Source organism: Amycolatopsis sp. NPDC001319, from assembly GCF_042896185.1.
In the GTDB taxonomy this organism is placed as follows: domain Bacteria; phylum Actinomycetota; class Actinomycetes; order Mycobacteriales; family Pseudonocardiaceae; genus Amycolatopsis.
Window position 1 is genome coordinate 618,616 of the sequence record NZ_JBIAWY010000004.1, and the last position, 17,095, is coordinate 635,710.

Consider the following 17,095-nt stretch of genomic DNA (forward strand, 5'->3'; position numbering starts at 1 on the left):
ATGAGCACCGAAGTGCCCGAGATCTGGGTCAGCGACGAGCGCGTCAACAGCACGCTCACCACGATCAACGCCCGCGCCGCAGAACACGACCGGGCCCTGTTCGACCAGGTGCGCGACTCGCTGGCGGTCGCGGTTCCTCCCGAGGCGGGCACGCTGATGTACCAGCTCGTGCGCGCGACCGGTGCCACCAACGTGGTCGAGCTGGGGATGTCGCTCGGTCTGTCCACTGTGTACCTCGCCGCCGCGGTGCGCGACAACGGCGACGGCGGCCGCGTCTACACGACCGAGATCGACGAGGAGAAGATCAAGCAGGGCCGGGCTTCGCTGGAGCAGGCCGGCGTCGCCGAGCACGTCGAGGTGCTGGAGGGCGACGCGCTGAAGACGCTGGAATCGGTGCCCGACGGCATCCAGTTCGTGCTGCTCGACGGGTGGAACGAGAGCTACCTGCAGGTGCTGAACATCCTGCAGCCCAAGCTCGCGCCGAGCTCCCTCGTACTCGCCGACGACGTCAACCTCTTCGGCGAGGGGTGCCAGGACTACCTGGAGCACGTGCGCAACCCCGCCAACGGCTACCTCTCGGTCAACTTCCCGATGGGCGAGGGGCTCGAGCTGAGCATGCGCCTGGGCTGAGTCCTCGTTCCCGGCCACCGGCAGGAGTCCCCGGCCGCCCGGTTTCCGCGTGGCCGGGGACTTTCCCGCCGCGGGCGATCCCCCGAAAGGAACCAAGACGATGACGGACCTGCGTGCCGCCGTGCTGAGTGGTGCGTCCCCCGAAGACCTGCTGAGCGCGCCGCTCCCGGCGACCTACCGCGCCGCGCACCTGCGCGCCGAGGACGTCGACATGTTCTCCGGCGCCGAAGACCGCGACGTGCGCAAGTCGGTGGCCGTGGGCCCGGTGCCGCTGCCCGAGATCGCGCCGGACGAGGTCCTGATCGCGGTGATGGCCGCCGCGGTCAACTACAACTCCGTGTGGTCGGCCACCTTCCTGCCGATGCCGACCTTCCGTTTCCTGGAGAAGTACGCTCGCCAGGGCGGCTGGGCCACCCGGCACGACCAGCCCTTCCACGTGATCGGCTCCGACTGCTCGGGTGTCATCGTGCGCGTCGGCTCGGGCGTGCGCCGGTGGCAGGTCGGCGACCACGTCGTGATCCACCCGGTGCACGTCGACGACCAGGGCGCCGCCGCCCACGACGACGCGATGATGGACGACCAGCAGCGCGCGTGGGGCTACGAAACGAACTTCGGCGCCTTCGGCGAGTACGCCGTGGCGCGCGCCAGCATGCTGGTACCCAAGCCCACCCACCTCACGTGGGAGGAGTCCGCGGCGAACACCTTGTGCGCCACCACTTCCTACCGCATGCTCGTCGGCTCGCACGGCGCCCGCATGAAGCAGGGTGACGTCGTGCTCGTGTGGGGCGCGGCCGGTGGCCTCGGAACCTACGCCGTGCAGCTGGTGAAAAACGGCGGCGGCATCCCGGTCGCCGTCGTCAGCTCAGCCGCGAAGGCCGAAGCGGTCCGCAGACTGGGCTGCGACCACGTCATCGACCGCACCGAACTGGGCCTCACCGGCGATCCGTCGGGCGACCCCGACGCCGTCCGCGCCATCGGCAAACGCCTCGGGGCCCGCATCCGCGAGCTCGCCGGCCGCGATCCCGACATCGTCTTCGAGCACACCGGCCGCGCCACCTTCGCGCTGTCCGTCTTCGTCGTCCGCCGCGGCGGCGTCGTCGTCACCTGTGGCTCCAGCTCGGGCTACGAGCACCTCTACGACAACCGCTACCTGTGGATGAAGCTGAACCGCGTCATCGGCAGCCACGGCGGCAACCTGCAGGAAGCCACCGAAACCACCCGCCTGATCTCCTCCGGCGCGATCGTCCCGGCCATGTCGGCGGTCTACCCGTTCGACGAGGTGGCCGAGGCCATGCGCCTGGTGCAGTTGAACGAACACGTCGGCAAGGTCGTCGTCCTGTGCCAAGCCCCCTCGCGCGGCCTCGGCATCACCGACCCCGCCCTGCGCGCGCGGCTCGGCGAGGACCGGATGGCGCCGCTGGCCTGACCGCGCCGGCCTCGAACGGGACGCGATCCGGCCACGCCCCGGCCATCGGTGACAGGATGGCCCGATGGACGTGCGCAGCAGGAACAACGTGACCGTGACCGGCCGGGAGGACCGGCCCACGGTGCTGCTCGCGCACGGGTTCGGGTGCGACCAGAACCTGTGGCGGCTCGTCGTGCCGGCGCTGGCCGAGCGGTTTCGCGTGGTGCTGTTCGACTATGTCGGCTCGGGCAAGTCGGATCTGGCGGCGTGGTCGGAGCCGCGGTATTCGCGGCTGGAGGGGTACGCGCAGGACGTGCTCGACATCTGCACGGAGCTCGAGCTGCGCGACGTCGTGCTGGTCGGGCACTCGGTGAGCGCGATGGTCGCGGTGCTGGCCGCCAACCGCGAGCCGGAGCGGTTCGCGAAGCTGGTGCTGCTGACGCCGTCTCCGCGGTACCTCGACGACGGGGACTACCGCGGCGGGTTCAGCCGCGCCGACATCGACGAGCTGCTCGACTCGCTCGACGCGAACTACCTCGGCTGGTCGGGCGCGATGGCGCCGGTGATCATGGGCAACCCGGAGCGGCCCGAGCTCGGTGAGGAGCTCAGGGACAGCTTCTGCCGCACCGACCCGGCGATCGCGCGGGTCTTCGCGAAGGCGACGTTCCTGTCCGACAACCGCGTCGACCTGCCGAAGGTCACCGTGCCGACCGCGGTGCTGCAGTGCGCCCAGGACGCCATCGCGCCACCCGAGGTCGGGCGCTACGTCCACGACCGGATCGACGGCAGCGTGCTGGTGACGCTCGACGCGACCGGCCACTGCCCGCAGCTGAGCGCGCCGGAGGCGACCGCGGCCGCGATCACGGCGTTCGCGGCCGGCTGATGATGGGCGAGACCGGCGGCGGGTCGGCCGGTGAACACCCCGAGGCGCTGGCCGCGTCCTTCTCCGCGCTGCTGGAGGACAGTGTCGAGGACCTCTACGAGCACGCGCCGTGCGGCTACCTGTCCACGTTGATGGACGGCACGATCGCCAAGATCAACACCACGCTGCTCGGCTGGCTCGCCTACCGGCGCGAGGAGCTCGTCGGGCGGCGCCGGTTCGCCGACCTGCTCACCGTGGGTGGCCGGCTGTACCACGAAACGCACTTCGCGCCGTCGCTGCGCATGCACGGCGAGCTCGGCGGGATCGCCCTGGAGCTCAAGGGCGCCGACGGGTCGCGGCTGCCGGTGCTGGTCACGTCCACCGTGAAGACCGGGCTGGGCGGCGAGGGCCAGCTGATCCGCACCACCGTCTTCGACGCGCGCGACCGCCGTGCCTACGAGCAGGAGCTGCTGCGGGCCCGCCAGGAGGCCGAGCACGAGCGCGACCGCGTGCAACGCCTGGCCACCACGCTGCAACGCACCCTGCTGCCCCCGGCCCTGCCGGCCGTGCCCGGAATGGACGTCGCCGCGTACTACCACCCCGCCTCGCCCGACGAGGTCGGCGGCGACTTCTACGACCTGTTCCCGCTGACGGGCGACACGTGGGCGTTTTTCCTCGGCGACGTGTCGGGCAAAGGCGCCGAGGCCGCCGCGGTCACCTCGCTGGCCCGCTACACCCTGCGCGCGGCCGCGGTCTACGAGCCGGATCCGGTCATGGTGCTCGGCAACCTCAACACGGTGCTCAACCACGAGTACCACGGCACCGACCCGCGGTACTGCACCGTCGTCCACGGGCTGCTCGTGCCCGACACCGCCGGCGCCACCGTCACCCTGGCCGGGGGCGGGCACCCGCCCGCGCTGCTGATCCGCCGCGACGGCGCGGCCGAGCTGGTCGACACGCCCGGTGGGCAGCTGGTCGGCGCGCTGCCCGACGCGCGGTTCGTCTCCGTCGAGCGCCACCTCGGACCCGGGGACACCCTGGTGCTCTACTCCGACGGCCTGACCGAGGCCCGCACCCAGGGCCGCGTCCGCTACAGCGAGGAGCAGCTGCGCGACTTCGCCTCGACCCTCGCGCCGGCCACCGCGACGACGGTGGTGGCCGCGATCTCCGGCCTGCTCGCCGGGTTCGCCGCCGGCGTCGACGACGACGCCGCGCTGCTCGCCCTGAGCATTCCGCACCCGGGAGACGAGGAGCCGTGACCATCGAGTTCGCCGCCACCACCCACGACACCGCCTCGGGCCCCTTGCTCGAGCTCAGCGGAGAGCTCGACGCCGCCACCGCGCCCGACGCCCTCGAAGCGATCCGGCTCCTGGCCCCGGCCGCCGGCCAGCAGCTGCTCGTCGACCTGAGCGGCCTGGTGTTCTGCGATTCCAGCGGCGTCTCGGCCCTGATCGCGGCCCGCAACGTCGCCCTCGCGGCCGGCGCGGCGATCGCGCTGGCCGCGGTGCCCGGCCACCTGGCCCGCACGCTCGGCCTCATCGGGCTGGCCGAGCTTTTCAAGACCTACCCCACCACCGAGGACGCCCGGAACGCTTGGGCGGCAAGCGCTTCCGACCAGTGACCGGGCGGCACGCCGCCCCGGCGCCCTCGGCCGCCTCGCCCGTGGCTGTGCGGCCCGGCGGCGGGCGGACGAGTATCGGGGAATGCCGGCATCAGATCCGAACCCAGGACAAGACCCCCGCTCGTTCGCGGGGGAGACGACCATCAGCCTGCGCCGCGCCGGTTCCGCCGTGGTGCTGACCGCACAGGGCGAGTTCGACGCGGTGACGACCCCGCGGCTGCGGACCTCGATCCGCGAAGCGGTCGAAGCCGGCCCCGAGGTGCTGGTCATCGACCTCACCGCCGTGGAGTTCTTCGGCTCGGGTGCGATCGCGGCCCTGGTCGACGCGCACCTGAAGGCCGCGGAGCAGACCAGCCTGCGCCTGGCGGTCGAGCACTACCTCGGCCGCACTCTGAAGCTGGTGGGCCTCGACCAGCAGCTCGCGACGTACGCCTCGGTGGAGGAGGCTCTGGCGGCCGGGTGAGCATCCGGTGCTTGGGAGTGCCGCGGGCGGGTACCCCGAGCCCATGACGTCCAGGCCAACCCGATCAGGAAAGCGCGAGGTGGCGCACATGGCTCCGGCCGGCGATCTCGGCGCGACCGTCACTCCCGAGCTGCGGGTGACGTCACCGGCACGGACCGGCGACGTGACCAAGGTGCGCCACAAGCTCACCCGCTGGATCGCGGCGCAGGAGCCGCCGGTCGACCTCGTGGGCGACATCGCGCTGGCCGCCTACGAGGCCCTGATCAACACCGCCGAGCACGCCTACCCGGCCGGCGCCGCCGGCGACGTCGAGCTGTGCGCCCAGCACCAGCCCGGCCTGATCCGCGTCACCGTCACCGATTTCGGCCGCTGGGAACGTCCGCCGGCCGCCCCCGACCCGACGCGCGGCCGCGGGCTGGCCCTCATCCGGATCCTGTCCGACGACGCCACGATCGTCCGCACCGGCGCCGGCACCACCGTGACCATGACCTGGCGCCTGCACCCCGACGGGGCCTAGCCCGCCGCGGCACTCACGGCCGGGTTTCGCCGCACCGGCGACAGGAAACCCCGCCCCCGAGACGATGGTGAGAGGCAGGCCGGTGGAGCCCGAGTATCGAGATGTTGCGGCACTACGTGAACGCCGTGGCCGAGCAGGTCGGCGTCGAGGCCGGCGCGGCGTTGTGCGAGAGCGGGCCCCGGCCCAGCGCGTACATCGCGCTCGCCGACTCCAGCGCGGCCTGGCCCGAGCGGTTGCTGATGCTGCTGTGGAACGGTGAAGAAGGCTGGCGGCTCGCACTGGAGCCCGAGGGTGGTGAGGAGCCGGTGGTCGTCGCCGCGTGGCCGCACCCGGTGCGCCCGGCACCCGCGCGGGTGGCTCGCCGGCTGCGCGACGCGCTGCGGAACTCGGCGGAGGTCGTGGATTCGCTGTAGCTGCTGCCCTCCGGACTGCAACGAGCCCGGCGTGGCCTCTGGGGCAAGCACGCCGGGCTTGTTGGTCCGCGTCGGGGGTCAGTTCTTGTTGGTGCCCGGGGTGAGGACCTTGTCGATGACGAAGACGGTCGCGTTCTTCGTCGGGATGTTGCCGCAGAGGATCTTGGCGCCGTTGACGGTCATGGTGTCGCCAGTGCCTTCGATCTTGAGCGGGCCGCCCGCGGTGTTGAGCGAGGTGACGGTGCCGGCAGCGGCGAGGCCCTTGGCGTCGTAGCGCTTGCCGACGACGTGGTACTGCAGGATCGGGGCGAGCTGGTCGGGGTTCTGGGCCAGCTCGTTGAACTTCGCGTCGCCGAGGGCGTTGAACGCCGGGTCGGCGGGGGCGAAGACGGTGATGGCCTGCTGGCTGTTGAGCGTGTCGACCAGGTTGGTGGCCTTGACCGCGGCGACCAGCTTGGTCAGCAGCGGGTTCGTCGACGCGGCGCTGGCCACGGGCTGCGGGCCCATGGAGTCGAGCGAGCCGGGGGAGTTGCCCTGCGGCAGCTGCGAACAGGCCGGGCCGAAGACGTCGGCGTTGGTCGTCATGCCGTTCGAGACACCGGAGTCGGCGCTGGACATCGGGGCCGACGAGGCCGGGGCCGGGGCGCTGCTGCTCGACGAGCCGCTGTCGGTGCCGCAGGCGGCGAGTGCGAAGGCGGCGACAGCGGTGACGCCGATTCCGGCGATACGAAGGGATTTCACGGTAAAGCTCCATTCACAGTGGACAGATGAACCAGGACCGGCCCAGTGGTTCGCCGGGGTGTTTCTCGTGAGGGATTCGACGCCGGTCCAGAAAAGGATTGGTGGTGCGGGAAACTCTTTCGAGTGAGCCGCTCACGTCGCGATGAACGTGGTGGAGTGCCAGCCGGTGGCGCCGTCGGGCACGGTGCCGGCGCGCGCGTCGGTCTGGGTGTAACCGGTCTTGTCGGTCGCGCGGACGAACACCTGGTGCGTCCCCGGTTTCACGGCGATCTGGGTCCACCACATGCGCCAGGTGTTCACGTTGACCTCGGCCGAGAGCGTGGTCCGCTGCCACGGGCCGGTGTCCACTTTGATCTCGACGTCGGCGATGCCGTTGTGCTGCGACCACGCGATGCCGGCCAGCCGCACCGCACCCGCCGGCACGGTGTCGAAGCCCTTCGGGGTGTCGATGCGTGACTCGGTCTTGATCGGTGCCTGCTCGCCCCAGCCGCGTTTGAGCCAGTACGCCTGCCGGGCCCGCCAGGTGGTCACCTCGATGTCCACGACCCACTTGGTCGCCGACACGTAGCCGTAGAGCCCCGGTGTGACCAGCCGGGCGGGGAACCCGTGTTCCAGCGGAAGAGGTTCCCGGTTCATCCCGATCGCCAGCATCGCGCCGCGGCCGCGATCCAGCGCCGCCGCCACGGGCGTGCCGGAGGTCCAGCCGTCGACACTCGTGCAGAACAGCTGCTCCGCTCCCGGCCGCACGCCGGCCTCGGCCAGCAGATCGGCCAGGTCGACGCCGATGAATTCGGACGTCGACACGTAGTCGCCACCGACCTCATTGGACACACAGGTCATGGTGATCGTGCGTTCGACCAGCGGGCGGTTGCGGATGTCGGCGTAGCGGTAGCGCATTTCCCGCTCGACCATCCCGTGGATCCGCAGGCTCCAGTCCTCCGCGCGCAGCTGCGGCACCGACAACGCCGTGTCCACTCGGTAGAACTTGGGGTTGGGCGTCAGGAACGTCGGTGTTCCCAGCTTGGCGAAGTCGGCGTCGGCCGGGATCGCGGGCGCGGATTTCGCGGGCACGAGGGCACCGATCGCCGCCCGGGACGCCGTCGCGTCCCGGGTGCCGCTGACCAGCCGGCCGGCCCCGCCGAGTACCCCGGCCCCGACGAGAGCACCCGCCCCGCCGAGGAGAAACGACCGCCGCGACGCACCCCCGGGCCGCTCGGCCCGCGGGTTCTTGCGGGGAGCGATCCGGTGCAGCAGCAGGAAAACGGCCACGCCCACCACCAGGCTCGCCGCCGGCGCCAGCAGCGCCACGGCGGTCAGGTCTGGGCGCTGGTACACCGCGAACCCGCCGAGCAGCCCGAACAGGGCGACGATGACCACTCCCGGCCGGGGCGAGCGCAGCGACAGCACCCCGGCGACCGCGGCCGCGGCGACCATCACCGCGGCCATGCCGCCGAGCAGCACGACCTTGTCGTAGGTGCCGAACGTCCGCACCGCGAAGTCCTTCAGCCCGATCGGCGTCAGGTCGATCGCGCCGTTGCCGACGGCGAGGTAGGGCGAGGCGTTGATGCTGATGAACCCGGCCACGAGGTGCCCGGCCCCCAGCGCGGCGAGCAGTGCCAGCACCCCGCAGAGCGCCGCGGACGGGATGCGCAGCCGGGCCGGCGCGGTGCTCGGCGCGGCAGGGGCTTCGGTAGTGGCCATACCGGTCATTCGGCCCCGCCCGGCGTCCGGATGGGCACCTGCTCGGGTGAGTTTCCGATCGGCACCAATACGGCACGGAACCGGTGGCGAATGCCTGGTGACCTGCCGGCTGAGTGCCGGTGGCGGACTCGGCGGTTCGGCCGGGAGGGACTTCACATGGCCGGTCACGCCGGAGTTTTGCGGATGGCGCCGCCGCAACTGTCTACAGTGGACGTCCAGGCGACACCCGAGGAGCTGCTCGCCCGGGCAGCGCTCGGGGACGAGGTGGCCTTCGCCGCGCTGTACGACGAGCTCGCCGGCCCCGTGCTGGGCATGGTCGTCCGGGTGCTGCGCGACCGCGCCCAGTCGGAGGAGGTCGCGCAGGAGACGATGCTCGAGATCTGGCGCAAGGCCGCGACGTTCAGCCCGGATCGCGGGAACGTGCGGTCGTGGGCGCTGACGATCGCGCACCGGCGGGCGATCGACCGCGTGCGGTCCGAGCAGTCCGGCTCCGACCGGGAGGCCCGCGCCGGCCGCCTGGACCCGCACCGGGACTTCGACGAGGTCGCCGAGCAGACGATGCTGCGCCTGGAACGCGAGGACGTGCGCGCGGCGCTCGCCTCGCTCACCGACCTGCAGCGCCGCTCGATCGAGCTCGCGTACTACGACGGATACACCTACCGCGAGGTCGGCGCCCTCCTCGACATTCCCGTGAGCACCGTCAAGTCGCGCATGCGGGACGGCCTCATCCGCCTGCGCCACGTCCTGGGAGCACGAGCATGACCACGGCCGACACCCATGCCCTCACCGGCGCCTACGTGCTCGACGCCATCGGCGATTTCGAGCGGGCACAGTTCGAACGGCACCTGCGCGACTGCGAAGTGTGCGCCCACGAGGTGCGCGAGCTGCGCGCTGTGGCCGCGCTGCTCGGCGTCGCCGCGGCCGCCGACCCGCCGGCTTGGCTGCGCTCGTCCGTGCTCGCCCGGATCACGACGACGCGCCAGGCCCCGCCGATCGTCCGCGAACCGCACCCCGCGGCCGGCGTCCCTCGCCGGTGGCGCACCCGGGCGGCGATCGCGGTGGCCGCCGTCGCAGCCGTGGCCGCCGGCGTCGTCGGGGGCATCACGCTGGGCGGCGACCCCCACGGCTCGACGTTCGCCACCGCGGACGGCCAGATCCTCGCCGCGCCCGACGCGGTCACCGTCACCGCCCGCGCGGCCACCGGCGGCACCGGTACCGCCGAGGCCTCCCGCAGCGCCGCCCGCGTCGCGGTCTCGCTCGCCGGCGTCGCGCCGCTCGATCCCGCCCACGCGTACCAGGCCTGGCTGATCGGCCCCCGTGGCCCTCAGTCGGCCGGACTGCTCCGCCCCGACGCCGGCCCGCTGGTCACCGCCCTGCCCGCCGACGTCGACCACATCGCCGTCACCACCGAACCCGCGACGGGATCACCCCGGCCCACGACTCCGGGCGTGCTCCGGCTCGACCTCGGGTGAGCCACTGTCCACTTCGGATGCTGAATTCCCGTGGGGAGGAGAGCACGTGACCGCGCACGAGCCGGTCCACCACGTCGCCGGCGGCGACGAACTGGCTCGCGCGCTGGACTCCTACCTCGCCGAGGGCTACGACATCGAGCGCGCGGCCGACGGATGGCTGGTACTGCGCCGCGGGTCCGTGCGGATCACGGTCGTCGTCGCACTCCCCGGCTGACCGAACGTGACGAAGGGGAGTGGCGGGCCACGCGGCCCGCCACCCCCCTTCGTTTCCGTGTGTGCCGGGTCAGCCGGCGGCGCTGGTGGTGACGTCGCCGTTGACGCCCTGGGGGAAGAACCCGCCGGAGGTCGCGGCCTTGTCGGTCAGGTACACGATGTTGAGGACCTGGCCGGGACTGCGGCTGTAGGCGATCCCGTTGGCGTCGGTGGGCACGATGTTGGCGTTGCCGTGGCTGTCGATCACGCCCTGGTCGTCGTCGGCGGGGCCGTCGAGGCTGTCGCGGGCGGCGGACAGTTTGACCGACGCCGTTTTCAGGTCCGTGCTGAACAGGCCGGTGCCGAGCAGGCCACCGCCGCGCTGGTAGAGCGCGCTGCGGATCGTGCCGGCGTGGTAGGCCTCGACCGCGAGGATGCCCGCGGCCGCTTCGAGGTAGGTCTTGTTGCCGATCAGCGGGGCCGCGCCTTTGTAGGCGGTGACGCCGACATCTTCGAACAGGTACGCGGCGAGCAGGAAGTTCTCCTCGCACGCGAACGCGTCGAACGTGTGCCCGGGCTTCACGATCCCGGCCGCCTGCGCGGCGGCGGTGAAGCTGGACTGCAGGTCGATCGCGGGCCGGCTCACCGCCGCGGCACCGAGCGCGGAGCGCAGGAACGCGACGTGGGCCTTCTCGTCACCCGCGATCTCCTGCGCGTACTGCTTGGTGGCTTTCGTCTCGAATCGCACCGCGCGGCCGCCGCTGACCCCGCCGCGGGTGCCCGTGCCGGTGGTCATCGAGTCGGCCAGGCCTTTGCCGGTCACGGCGTGCAGGTAGAACTCGGCCTCGAGGTATTCGAGGTTCAGCGCGAAGTTGAGCACCGCGCCGTCACTCACCTCGGCGCCGGCCTCGGCCACCGGCGCGGACCGCCGCGTCGCCGCTGCCGCCGGCCCGGCGAGCCCGATTCCGCCGAGCGCGCCGACGCCGACGACGCCGAGCCCAGTCATGCCCGCGGCCTGGAGGAACTTCCGCCGATCCTGGGGATTCTCCGCGCTCCGGCTGATCATGGAGGCGGCATAACGCTTGCCGAACACAGGCGATCTCCTTCCGACCCGGCACCGCGATCGGTCGTGCCGGGCGAACCCGCGCCGGACCTTCGCGCGGGCAACGGATCTTGCGTGGACCACCGGAGTTCGGCGCCGCTCGGGACGCGGATTGGTCCGGACCCCGGATCGGGTGGTGGCGGCGCCGAATCTTTTCGGCGGAACGGAAAAAGATCGTCCCCGTACCGCTCCGCTCGGGTGGTCCACCGTCTCCGGCACCCGGGCGGCTCCGGCGGCACCGGTTCCAGCGGCGTGACCGACAACGCCGGCGCCACCACGGGTGACACCTCCGGCCCGGTTCGAGGAACCGGAAATGTCCAGGCACCCCAACCCCGGAATCCACTGTGGACCACCGGCGGAACCGGTCCGGCCGTGACGCACGTGTGACCCACCCGACGGTTTTGCCTCACCCCACGCGGGATATCCCGGTGCTAATCGCCCCAGAACTCGGCGACCACCGTCCGTCTCCGAGAAAGAGCGATCGCATGACACAAACCCTCACGCGCCCTGGTAGCGGTGCGCGAAAACCCGCGCAGCCGATGCTGTCGGGTGAAAAGACCCGAACCGAGAACTCCTTGGTCAAACTGTTCGCCGTGGTGCCGCTGCTGGCGCTGGTGGCGGCGGTGCCGTTCGCCTGGGGCTGGGGTCTCGGCTGGGTCGACCTCGCGCTGGCCGCCGGGTTCTACGTCCTGACCTGCCTCGGCGTGACGATCGGGTTCCACCGGCACTTCACGCACGGTGCGTTCAAGGCCCACCGCGGGCTGCGGATCGCGCTGGCCGTGGCCGGGAGCATGGCCATGCAGGGCCCGGTGATCACCTGGGTCGCCGACCACCGCCGCCACCACGCCTTCGCCGACCGTGACGGCGATCCGCATTCCCCGTGGCGCTACGGCACCTCGCCCGCCGCGCTCGCCAAGGGGTTCTGGTTCGCCCACATGGGGTGGCTGTTCGACCGCCAGAAGACCAACGCCCAGCGGTTCGCCCCCGATCTGCTCGCCGACCGCGACATCGCGCGCATCGACCGCTGGTTCCCCGCGCTGACCGCCGTCACGCTCCTCGCGCCCGCTCTCATCGGCGGCCTCGCCACGATGTCCTGGTGGGGCGCGGTGACCGCGTTCTTCTGGGCGAGCCTCGTGCGCGTCGCGGTGCTGCACCACGTGACCTGGTCGGTGAACTCGCTCTGCCACATGATCGGCGACCGGCCCTACGCCGCGCGCGACAAGTCGGCGAACTTCTGGCCGCTGGCGATCGCGTCCATGGGCGAGTCGTGGCACAACTCCCACCACGCCGACCCGACCGGCGCCCGCCACGGCGTCCGCCGCGGCCAGATCGACATCTCGGCCCGGATCATCTGGCTGTTCGAGAAGGCCGGCTGGGCCACCGACGTCCGCTGGCCGAAGCCCGACCGCCTGGCCCGCAAGCTCAACCCGGGCTACACACCGGGCCTTGAACGCGGAGTGCTCGATCCCCGGTGACACTGCGCCCGGGGCCACGGCCTGGTTCGATCAACGCGGGTTGAACCCACAGCCTCCACGATCCGAACACCCGCACCTCCGGAGGCCCAGCCGTGCCCGAATCGCAGGAACCCGAGCAGGGTTCGTTCGCCGCCGCCGAAGCCGCCGCGGCCGAGCTCAGCACGGCCGCACAGCCGTTGGGCGCCAAGGGAAAACCGCTCAACCGGCGGTCGCCCTTCCTGCTCGGTCTGGCGGGCGCGGCCGGCGTGGCGGTGGTCTACGGGCTGGTGCTGATCGTCGTCGGGCTCCAGGACATCCTGGTGCTGATCGGGCTCGCGCTGTTCCTCGCCATCGGCCTCGAACCCGCGGTCTCGTGGCTGACGCGGCGCCGGTTCCCGCGCTGGCTCGCGGTGACGACCGTGTTCGTCGTCGGGCTGCTGGCCCTCGGCGGCTTCCTCACCGCGGCGATCCCGGTGGTCGTCGAGCAGGGCACGCAGCTCGTCGCCAAGGCGCCCGGCTGGTTGCACGACGCCCAGAACCACAACACCGTCCTCGGGCAGCTCAACGACCGCTTCCACCTGCAGTCGCAGCTCGAAGGCCTGCTCAGCGGGCCCGGCCTCGGCACCGGTCTGCTCGGCGCCGGCCAGGCCGTGTTCAGCGCGTTGACCAACGTGCTGATCCTGATCGTGCTCACGGTGTACTTCCTCGCCGACCTGCCCCGCATCCGCGCGGGCGGCTACCGGCTCGTCCCGCACTCGCGCCGGCCCCGCGCCATCCTCCTCGGCGACGAGATCTCCACCAAGGTCGGCGGTTACGTGCTGGGCAACCTGGCCATCTCCGTCATCGCCGGCTTGCTGACCTTGGCGTGGCTGCTGATCTTCGGCGTCCCCTACGCGGCGCTGCTCGCGATCACCGTCGCCATCCTCGACCTGATCCCGGTGGTCGGCTCGGTCGTCGGCGGCGTGCTCGTGAGCCTCGTCGCCCTGACGGTGTCCCTGCCGGTCTGCCTCGCCACGATCGGGTTCTTCGTCGGCTACCGCCTCGTCGAGGACTACCTCCTGGTGCCCCGCATCATCGGCGGCGCGGTGAAGGTGCCCGCCCTCGTCACCGTCGTCGCCGTCATCGTCGGCGGCGCGCTCCTGGGCATCGTCGGCGCGCTCGTCGCCATCCCCATCGCCGCCGCGGCCCTGCTCATCGTCCGCGAAGTCCTGTACCCGCGCCTCGACCGGGCCTGATGAATTCACGGCCGGCGCGCCGGGTGTGTTAGGACTGGGTCCTAGCAAAGGGGCTCCAGGTGCACCAGCTCAGTCTCGGCGTCATCGCTCTTTCCCGGAAAGAGAACGAACGCCGGTTGCCGATCCACCCGCACCACCTCGACCGGATCGACGCCGATCTCCGGAAGACCATCTACCTCGAACACGGCTACGGCGAGTCCTTCGGCGTGTCCGACGAGCAGCTGGCAGGCCTCGTCGCCGGGTTGCGCTCGCGTGAGCAGCTCATCGCCGAGTGCGACGTCGTCCTGCTGGCCAAGCCGCTGGCCGGCGACGTCGCCGAGCTGCGCGACGGCCAGGTCCTGTGGGGCTGGCCCCACTGCGTGCAGGACGCCGAGCTGACCCAGCTGGCCATCGACCGGCGGCTCACGGTGATCGCTTTCGAGGCGATGAACCACTGGCGTCGCGACGGCTCGTTCGGCCTGCACGTGTTCCACAAGAACAACGAGCTGGCCGGGTACTGCTCGGTGGTGCACGGCCTGCAGCTCATCGGGTCGACCGGCGACTTCGGCCGGCGGCTGCGGGCCGTGGTGATCGGCTTCGGCGCGACGGCCCGCGGCTCGGTGACGGCGCTCAACGCCCACGGGATCCACGACGTCGACGTCCTCACCGCTCGCGGCCTCAGCGCGGTCGGCTCGCCGATCCACTCCGCGACGATGGTGCACATCGACCACGACGTGACCAACCCGGGCGATCTCCGCCGCAGCCACGCGCTCACCCCGACCGGCCGGGTCCCGCTGGCCGGGTTCCTCGCCGAGCACGACATCGTCGTCAACTGCGTGCTGCAGGACACCGCCGCGCCGCTGACCTTCCTCATCGACGACGACCTGGCCGCGTTCACCGCGGGCAGCCTCATCGTCGACGTCTCGTGCGACGAAGGCATGGGGTTCAGCTGGGCCCGGCCCACGACGTTCGCCGCGCCGACCTTCCCGGTCGGGGACGGCATCACCTATTACGCCGTCGACCACAGCCCGTCCTACCTGTGGAACTCCGCGACCTGGGAGATCAGCGAAGCCCTGCTGCCGCACCTGCGGTCGGTCCTCGCGGGCTCCGCCGGCTGGGACGAGCACCCGACCGTCCGCCGTGCCATCGAGATCCGCGACGGCACGGTCGAGAACCCCGCGATCCTGTCCTTCCAGCACCGCTCGCCGGAGTACCCGCACGACAAGCTCTGAGCCCCGGCGAAGCTCGGCCGCGTTTGCCCACCGCGCACGAGGTGGAAAGATCGTTCCGACGACGGACCGGCCGAGGGAGGGTGACGCAGCGGTGCGTGACGGGTTCGCGATTTCCCCGGACGGAACGAAGGTTCATTTCTCCACGGAGGGCCGGGGGCGGCCGCTGGTGATCGTGCCGGGGGTGCTCGCGCCGCTGGAGCTGTACCGGCCGCTGGCGCGGGTGCTGGCGGACCGGTACGCGGTCGTGCTCGTCGAGCGCCGGGGTTACGGGCGGACGTCGCCGGGGCCGGCTCCGGCGACGTTCGCCCGGCAGGCGGAGGATCTCGTTGCCGTGCTGGGGGAAGTCGCAGAGCCGGCGATGGTGTTCGGACATTCCTTCGGTGGCCTGGTGAGCTTGGCGGCCACGCGCGCCGCCGAGGAGCGCGTCGCGGGGATGGTGCTGTACGAGCCGCCGGTGGCTCTGCTCGGCGGCCCGCTCGAACCGATGCTCAAGGGCTGTCGTGAAGCCGTCGAGGGAGGTGATCCGCAAGACGCGGTGCGCCTCGCTCTCACGTTGAGCGGGTCACCCGCCCCGCGCGACGAGGGCGCCGCCGACGGGACGGTCGCCAAGCTGGCGCGGCTCGTCCCCGGCCTCATCGCCGACCTCGAGTCCGCGACCGGGCTGAAAGTGCCGGCCGAGTACTGGGCCGGCGTGACGGCACCGGTGACCTTCGTCGAGGGCGGTAGTACGACGCCGGAATACGCGCGCAGTGTGGCGATTTTGCGCGCCGTTTATCCGCGTTCGCGGCACGAAGTGCTCCCCGGCGAGGTTCACATCCCCAGGGCCATGGACCGCATCGCACGATTTTTCGCGTGAGATCTTCCATGTCCACATCGGACTGGAATTTCAGTACTGATGCTCTGCCTTACGCGGGAACGCCTTCGCCCGCAAGGATTTCCGTCGTAGTGGTCGCAGACCCCTCGCCAGCGGCCGACCGCAGCGCGGTGTCGGCCGCTTCCCGCGAAGTTTCCGGGGGTACGACCAGCAGGATCAGCTGACGTGAATTCGACCCGATCGCCGTGATCGTGTGCGGGTCCGTGAACCGGAAGCCCTCGAGCGGCACGATCCGGTCGCCGAGGTACACCTTCCGGGTCGCCGGGTCCCAGGTGTCCAGGTGGTAGGACACCCGCGTGACCGGTCCCACCGACTGCTCGAGCGCGGCCGCCAGCGAGGGCAGCTCCGCTTCCAGATCCGTGGAACGCGGCCACCAACCGCCGTCGACAGAGCCGCGTTCGGTGCCGGAGTTTTTCAGCCGCAGGCGGGGCTCGTGGATTTGGTCGGTTTCCGGCTGAATCGCGGTCGCCATTCCGGCGCTCCCACCTCCGGCCCTCGACGGGGCCGGGGATTGTTCGTGCGCCAGCGGTGGCACCGGCGAGCAGCCGGACACTCTTCCCCTGGTACCACCACGCTACCCCGAATGCGGGCGAAATCGGCGTACGCTGAGGTTATTGGCCCAGGAAATCACGGAATTCGACTCTGCCGGCCGAGGACGGCGCACCTCGGGGAAATCGCGGGAGCGCTCGTCGCACGAGGCAAGCCGGACAGGAGCGCGACCATGGAGTTCGGAACGGACCGCGGTGCCGCGGGAACGGTGATCGGCTCGCTCGCGACCGGAAAACGGCTGCGGCTGAAGGAACCGGGAGCGACAAAAGGCTGTTTCGACGGCGCCTGGTGGCCGCGTTCCCGTGATCCGGTCGCGGAGTTCAGCGCCCTCGTCTCGTCGATCGCCGCCGGGCTCGGCCGGGTGGAACGCATCGGCTTCAACCCGGCCGCGTGGGACCTCGCGCCGGCCCGGCTCGCCCACGGTCCCGATCTGGTCCGGCTGGCGGGATTTTTCGGCCTGCAGCAGCACACCGTCGTGGTGATCGGGCCGCGCATCCACCACCTGACCCTGCTGGTGATCCCGCCGGAAGCCGACCCGGCCGCCGCGGAACGCGCCCTGGCCGCCACGTCCGCCCAGGACAGCACCGACTCCGCCCAGCTCATCCTGAGCGACAGCGGGGTCACCGGCCCGGCCTGACCGGGATCGGAATTCT

At 71.5% G+C, this 17,095-nt stretch carries 20 protein-coding genes; 16 read left to right on the forward strand and 4 right to left on the reverse strand.

Features of this window, described 5'->3' with window-relative positions; all coding sequences use genetic code 11:
* The 8 genes from ACFY1H_RS17920 (at window position 1) to ACFY1H_RS17955 (ending at window position 5,911) form a co-directional block, all read left to right on the forward strand.
* Entirely contained in the window at window positions 1–630 is a 630-nt protein-coding gene (locus ACFY1H_RS17920; protein ID WP_366582923.1) for a class I SAM-dependent methyltransferase, read from the forward strand.
* Between the two features lie 100 nt (window positions 631–730).
* Window positions 731–2,056, forward strand: a complete 1,326-nt coding sequence (gene ccrA / locus ACFY1H_RS17925; RefSeq protein WP_366582922.1) for a crotonyl-CoA carboxylase/reductase — start codon at window positions 731–733, stop codon at window positions 2,054–2,056.
* A 64-nt stretch (window positions 2,057–2,120) separates the two neighbouring features.
* On the forward strand, window positions 2,121–2,918 hold the full coding sequence (locus ACFY1H_RS17930; RefSeq protein WP_386947562.1) for an alpha/beta fold hydrolase: 798 nt from the start codon (window positions 2,121–2,123) through the stop codon (window positions 2,916–2,918).
* Window positions 2,918–4,156: a PP2C family protein-serine/threonine phosphatase gene (locus tag ACFY1H_RS17935; protein ID WP_386947564.1), complete on the forward strand. Its 1,239-nt coding sequence runs from the start codon at window positions 2,918–2,920 to the stop codon at window positions 4,154–4,156. Before ACFY1H_RS17930 ends, ACFY1H_RS17935 begins: the two co-directional genes overlap by 1 nt.
* Window positions 4,153–4,518: an STAS domain-containing protein gene (locus ACFY1H_RS17940; RefSeq protein WP_366582919.1), complete on the forward strand. Its 366-nt coding sequence runs from the start codon at window positions 4,153–4,155 to the stop codon at window positions 4,516–4,518. The genes ACFY1H_RS17935 and ACFY1H_RS17940 overlap by 4 nt, the downstream gene beginning before the upstream one ends.
* A gap of 82 nt (window positions 4,519–4,600) precedes the next feature.
* Window positions 4,601–4,981, forward strand: coding sequence for an STAS domain-containing protein (locus ACFY1H_RS17945; protein WP_366582918.1), 381 nt, complete (start codon window positions 4,601–4,603; stop codon window positions 4,979–4,981).
* A gap of 88 nt (window positions 4,982–5,069) precedes the next feature.
* The gene (locus ACFY1H_RS17950) at window positions 5,070–5,498 is read left to right on the forward strand and encodes an ATP-binding protein (RefSeq protein ID WP_366582917.1); all 429 of its coding nucleotides are present in this window, start codon (window positions 5,070–5,072) and stop codon (window positions 5,496–5,498) included.
* 101 nt (window positions 5,499–5,599) lie between these two features.
* Window positions 5,600–5,911, forward strand: coding sequence for a DUF6292 family protein (locus ACFY1H_RS17955; protein WP_366582916.1), 312 nt, complete (start codon window positions 5,600–5,602; stop codon window positions 5,909–5,911).
* 78 nt (window positions 5,912–5,989) lie between these two features.
* On the opposite strand, the gene ACFY1H_RS17960 is transcribed toward ACFY1H_RS17955, so the two are convergent.
* Both ACFY1H_RS17960 and ACFY1H_RS17965 read right to left on the reverse strand, forming a co-directional pair.
* The gene (locus ACFY1H_RS17960) at window positions 5,990–6,652 is read right to left on the reverse strand and encodes a fasciclin domain-containing protein (protein ID WP_366582915.1); all 663 of its coding nucleotides are present in this window, start codon (window positions 6,650–6,652) and stop codon (window positions 5,990–5,992) included.
* Between the two features lie 132 nt (window positions 6,653–6,784).
* Window positions 6,785–8,353, reverse strand: a complete 1,569-nt coding sequence (locus ACFY1H_RS17965) for a molybdopterin-dependent oxidoreductase (protein ID WP_366582914.1) — start codon at window positions 8,351–8,353, stop codon at window positions 6,785–6,787.
* A 156-nt stretch (window positions 8,354–8,509) separates the two neighbouring features.
* On the opposite strand from ACFY1H_RS17965, the gene sigK reads away from it, so the two are divergent.
* From sigK to ACFY1H_RS17980, 3 genes are read left to right on the forward strand one after another with little or no spacing between them, the layout of a single operon-like run.
* Window positions 8,510–9,115, forward strand: a complete 606-nt coding sequence (gene sigK, locus ACFY1H_RS17970) for an ECF RNA polymerase sigma factor SigK (RefSeq protein WP_386947570.1) — start codon at window positions 8,510–8,512, stop codon at window positions 9,113–9,115.
* The gene (locus tag ACFY1H_RS17975; protein WP_386947572.1) at window positions 9,112–9,825 is read left to right on the forward strand and encodes an anti-sigma factor domain-containing protein; all 714 of its coding nucleotides are present in this window, start codon (window positions 9,112–9,114) and stop codon (window positions 9,823–9,825) included. The genes sigK and ACFY1H_RS17975 overlap by 4 nt, the downstream gene beginning before the upstream one ends.
* A gap of 46 nt (window positions 9,826–9,871) precedes the next feature.
* The gene (locus ACFY1H_RS17980; protein WP_386947574.1) at window positions 9,872–10,039 is read left to right on the forward strand and encodes a hypothetical protein; all 168 of its coding nucleotides are present in this window, start codon (window positions 9,872–9,874) and stop codon (window positions 10,037–10,039) included.
* 69 nt (window positions 10,040–10,108) lie between these two features.
* Here ACFY1H_RS17980 and ACFY1H_RS17985 read toward each other — a convergent pair whose 3' ends face one another.
* A complete protein-coding gene (locus tag ACFY1H_RS17985; protein ID WP_386947576.1) occupies window positions 10,109–11,110 on the reverse strand; it encodes a ferritin-like domain-containing protein in 1,002 nt (333 codons plus the stop codon).
* A gap of 494 nt (window positions 11,111–11,604) precedes the next feature.
* Here ACFY1H_RS17985 and ACFY1H_RS17990 point away from each other — a divergent pair, with 494 nt between their 5' ends.
* The 4 genes from ACFY1H_RS17990 to ACFY1H_RS18005 all read left to right on the forward strand — a co-directional run bounded on the left by ACFY1H_RS17990 (window position 11,605) and on the right by ACFY1H_RS18005 (window position 15,875).
* Window positions 11,605–12,594, forward strand: coding sequence for an acyl-CoA desaturase (locus tag ACFY1H_RS17990; RefSeq protein WP_386947578.1), 990 nt, complete (start codon window positions 11,605–11,607; stop codon window positions 12,592–12,594).
* A 92-nt stretch (window positions 12,595–12,686) separates the two neighbouring features.
* Window positions 12,687–13,808: an AI-2E family transporter gene (locus tag ACFY1H_RS17995; protein ID WP_386947580.1), complete on the forward strand. Its 1,122-nt coding sequence runs from the start codon at window positions 12,687–12,689 to the stop codon at window positions 13,806–13,808.
* A gap of 59 nt (window positions 13,809–13,867) precedes the next feature.
* Window positions 13,868–15,019 (forward strand): N(5)-(carboxyethyl)ornithine synthase, encoded by a 1,152-nt coding sequence (locus ACFY1H_RS18000; protein ID WP_366582908.1) that lies wholly within the window; start codon window positions 13,868–13,870, stop codon window positions 15,017–15,019.
* Between the two features lie 91 nt (window positions 15,020–15,110).
* On the forward strand, window positions 15,111–15,875 hold the full coding sequence (locus ACFY1H_RS18005; RefSeq protein ID WP_386947582.1) for an alpha/beta fold hydrolase: 765 nt from the start codon (window positions 15,111–15,113) through the stop codon (window positions 15,873–15,875).
* A 49-nt stretch (window positions 15,876–15,924) separates the two neighbouring features.
* Here the strand turns inward: ACFY1H_RS18005 and ACFY1H_RS18010 are convergent, their stop codons facing one another.
* Window positions 15,925–16,365, reverse strand: a complete 441-nt coding sequence (locus ACFY1H_RS18010) for a DUF5994 family protein (protein ID WP_386947584.1) — start codon at window positions 16,363–16,365, stop codon at window positions 15,925–15,927.
* A 249-nt stretch (window positions 16,366–16,614) separates the two neighbouring features.
* Between ACFY1H_RS18010 and ACFY1H_RS18015 the strand changes: the two genes are divergently transcribed.
* Window positions 16,615–17,079 (forward strand): DUF5994 family protein, encoded by a 465-nt coding sequence (locus ACFY1H_RS18015; RefSeq protein WP_366582905.1) that lies wholly within the window; start codon window positions 16,615–16,617, stop codon window positions 17,077–17,079.
* Window positions 17,080–17,095 lie beyond the last annotated feature (16 nt).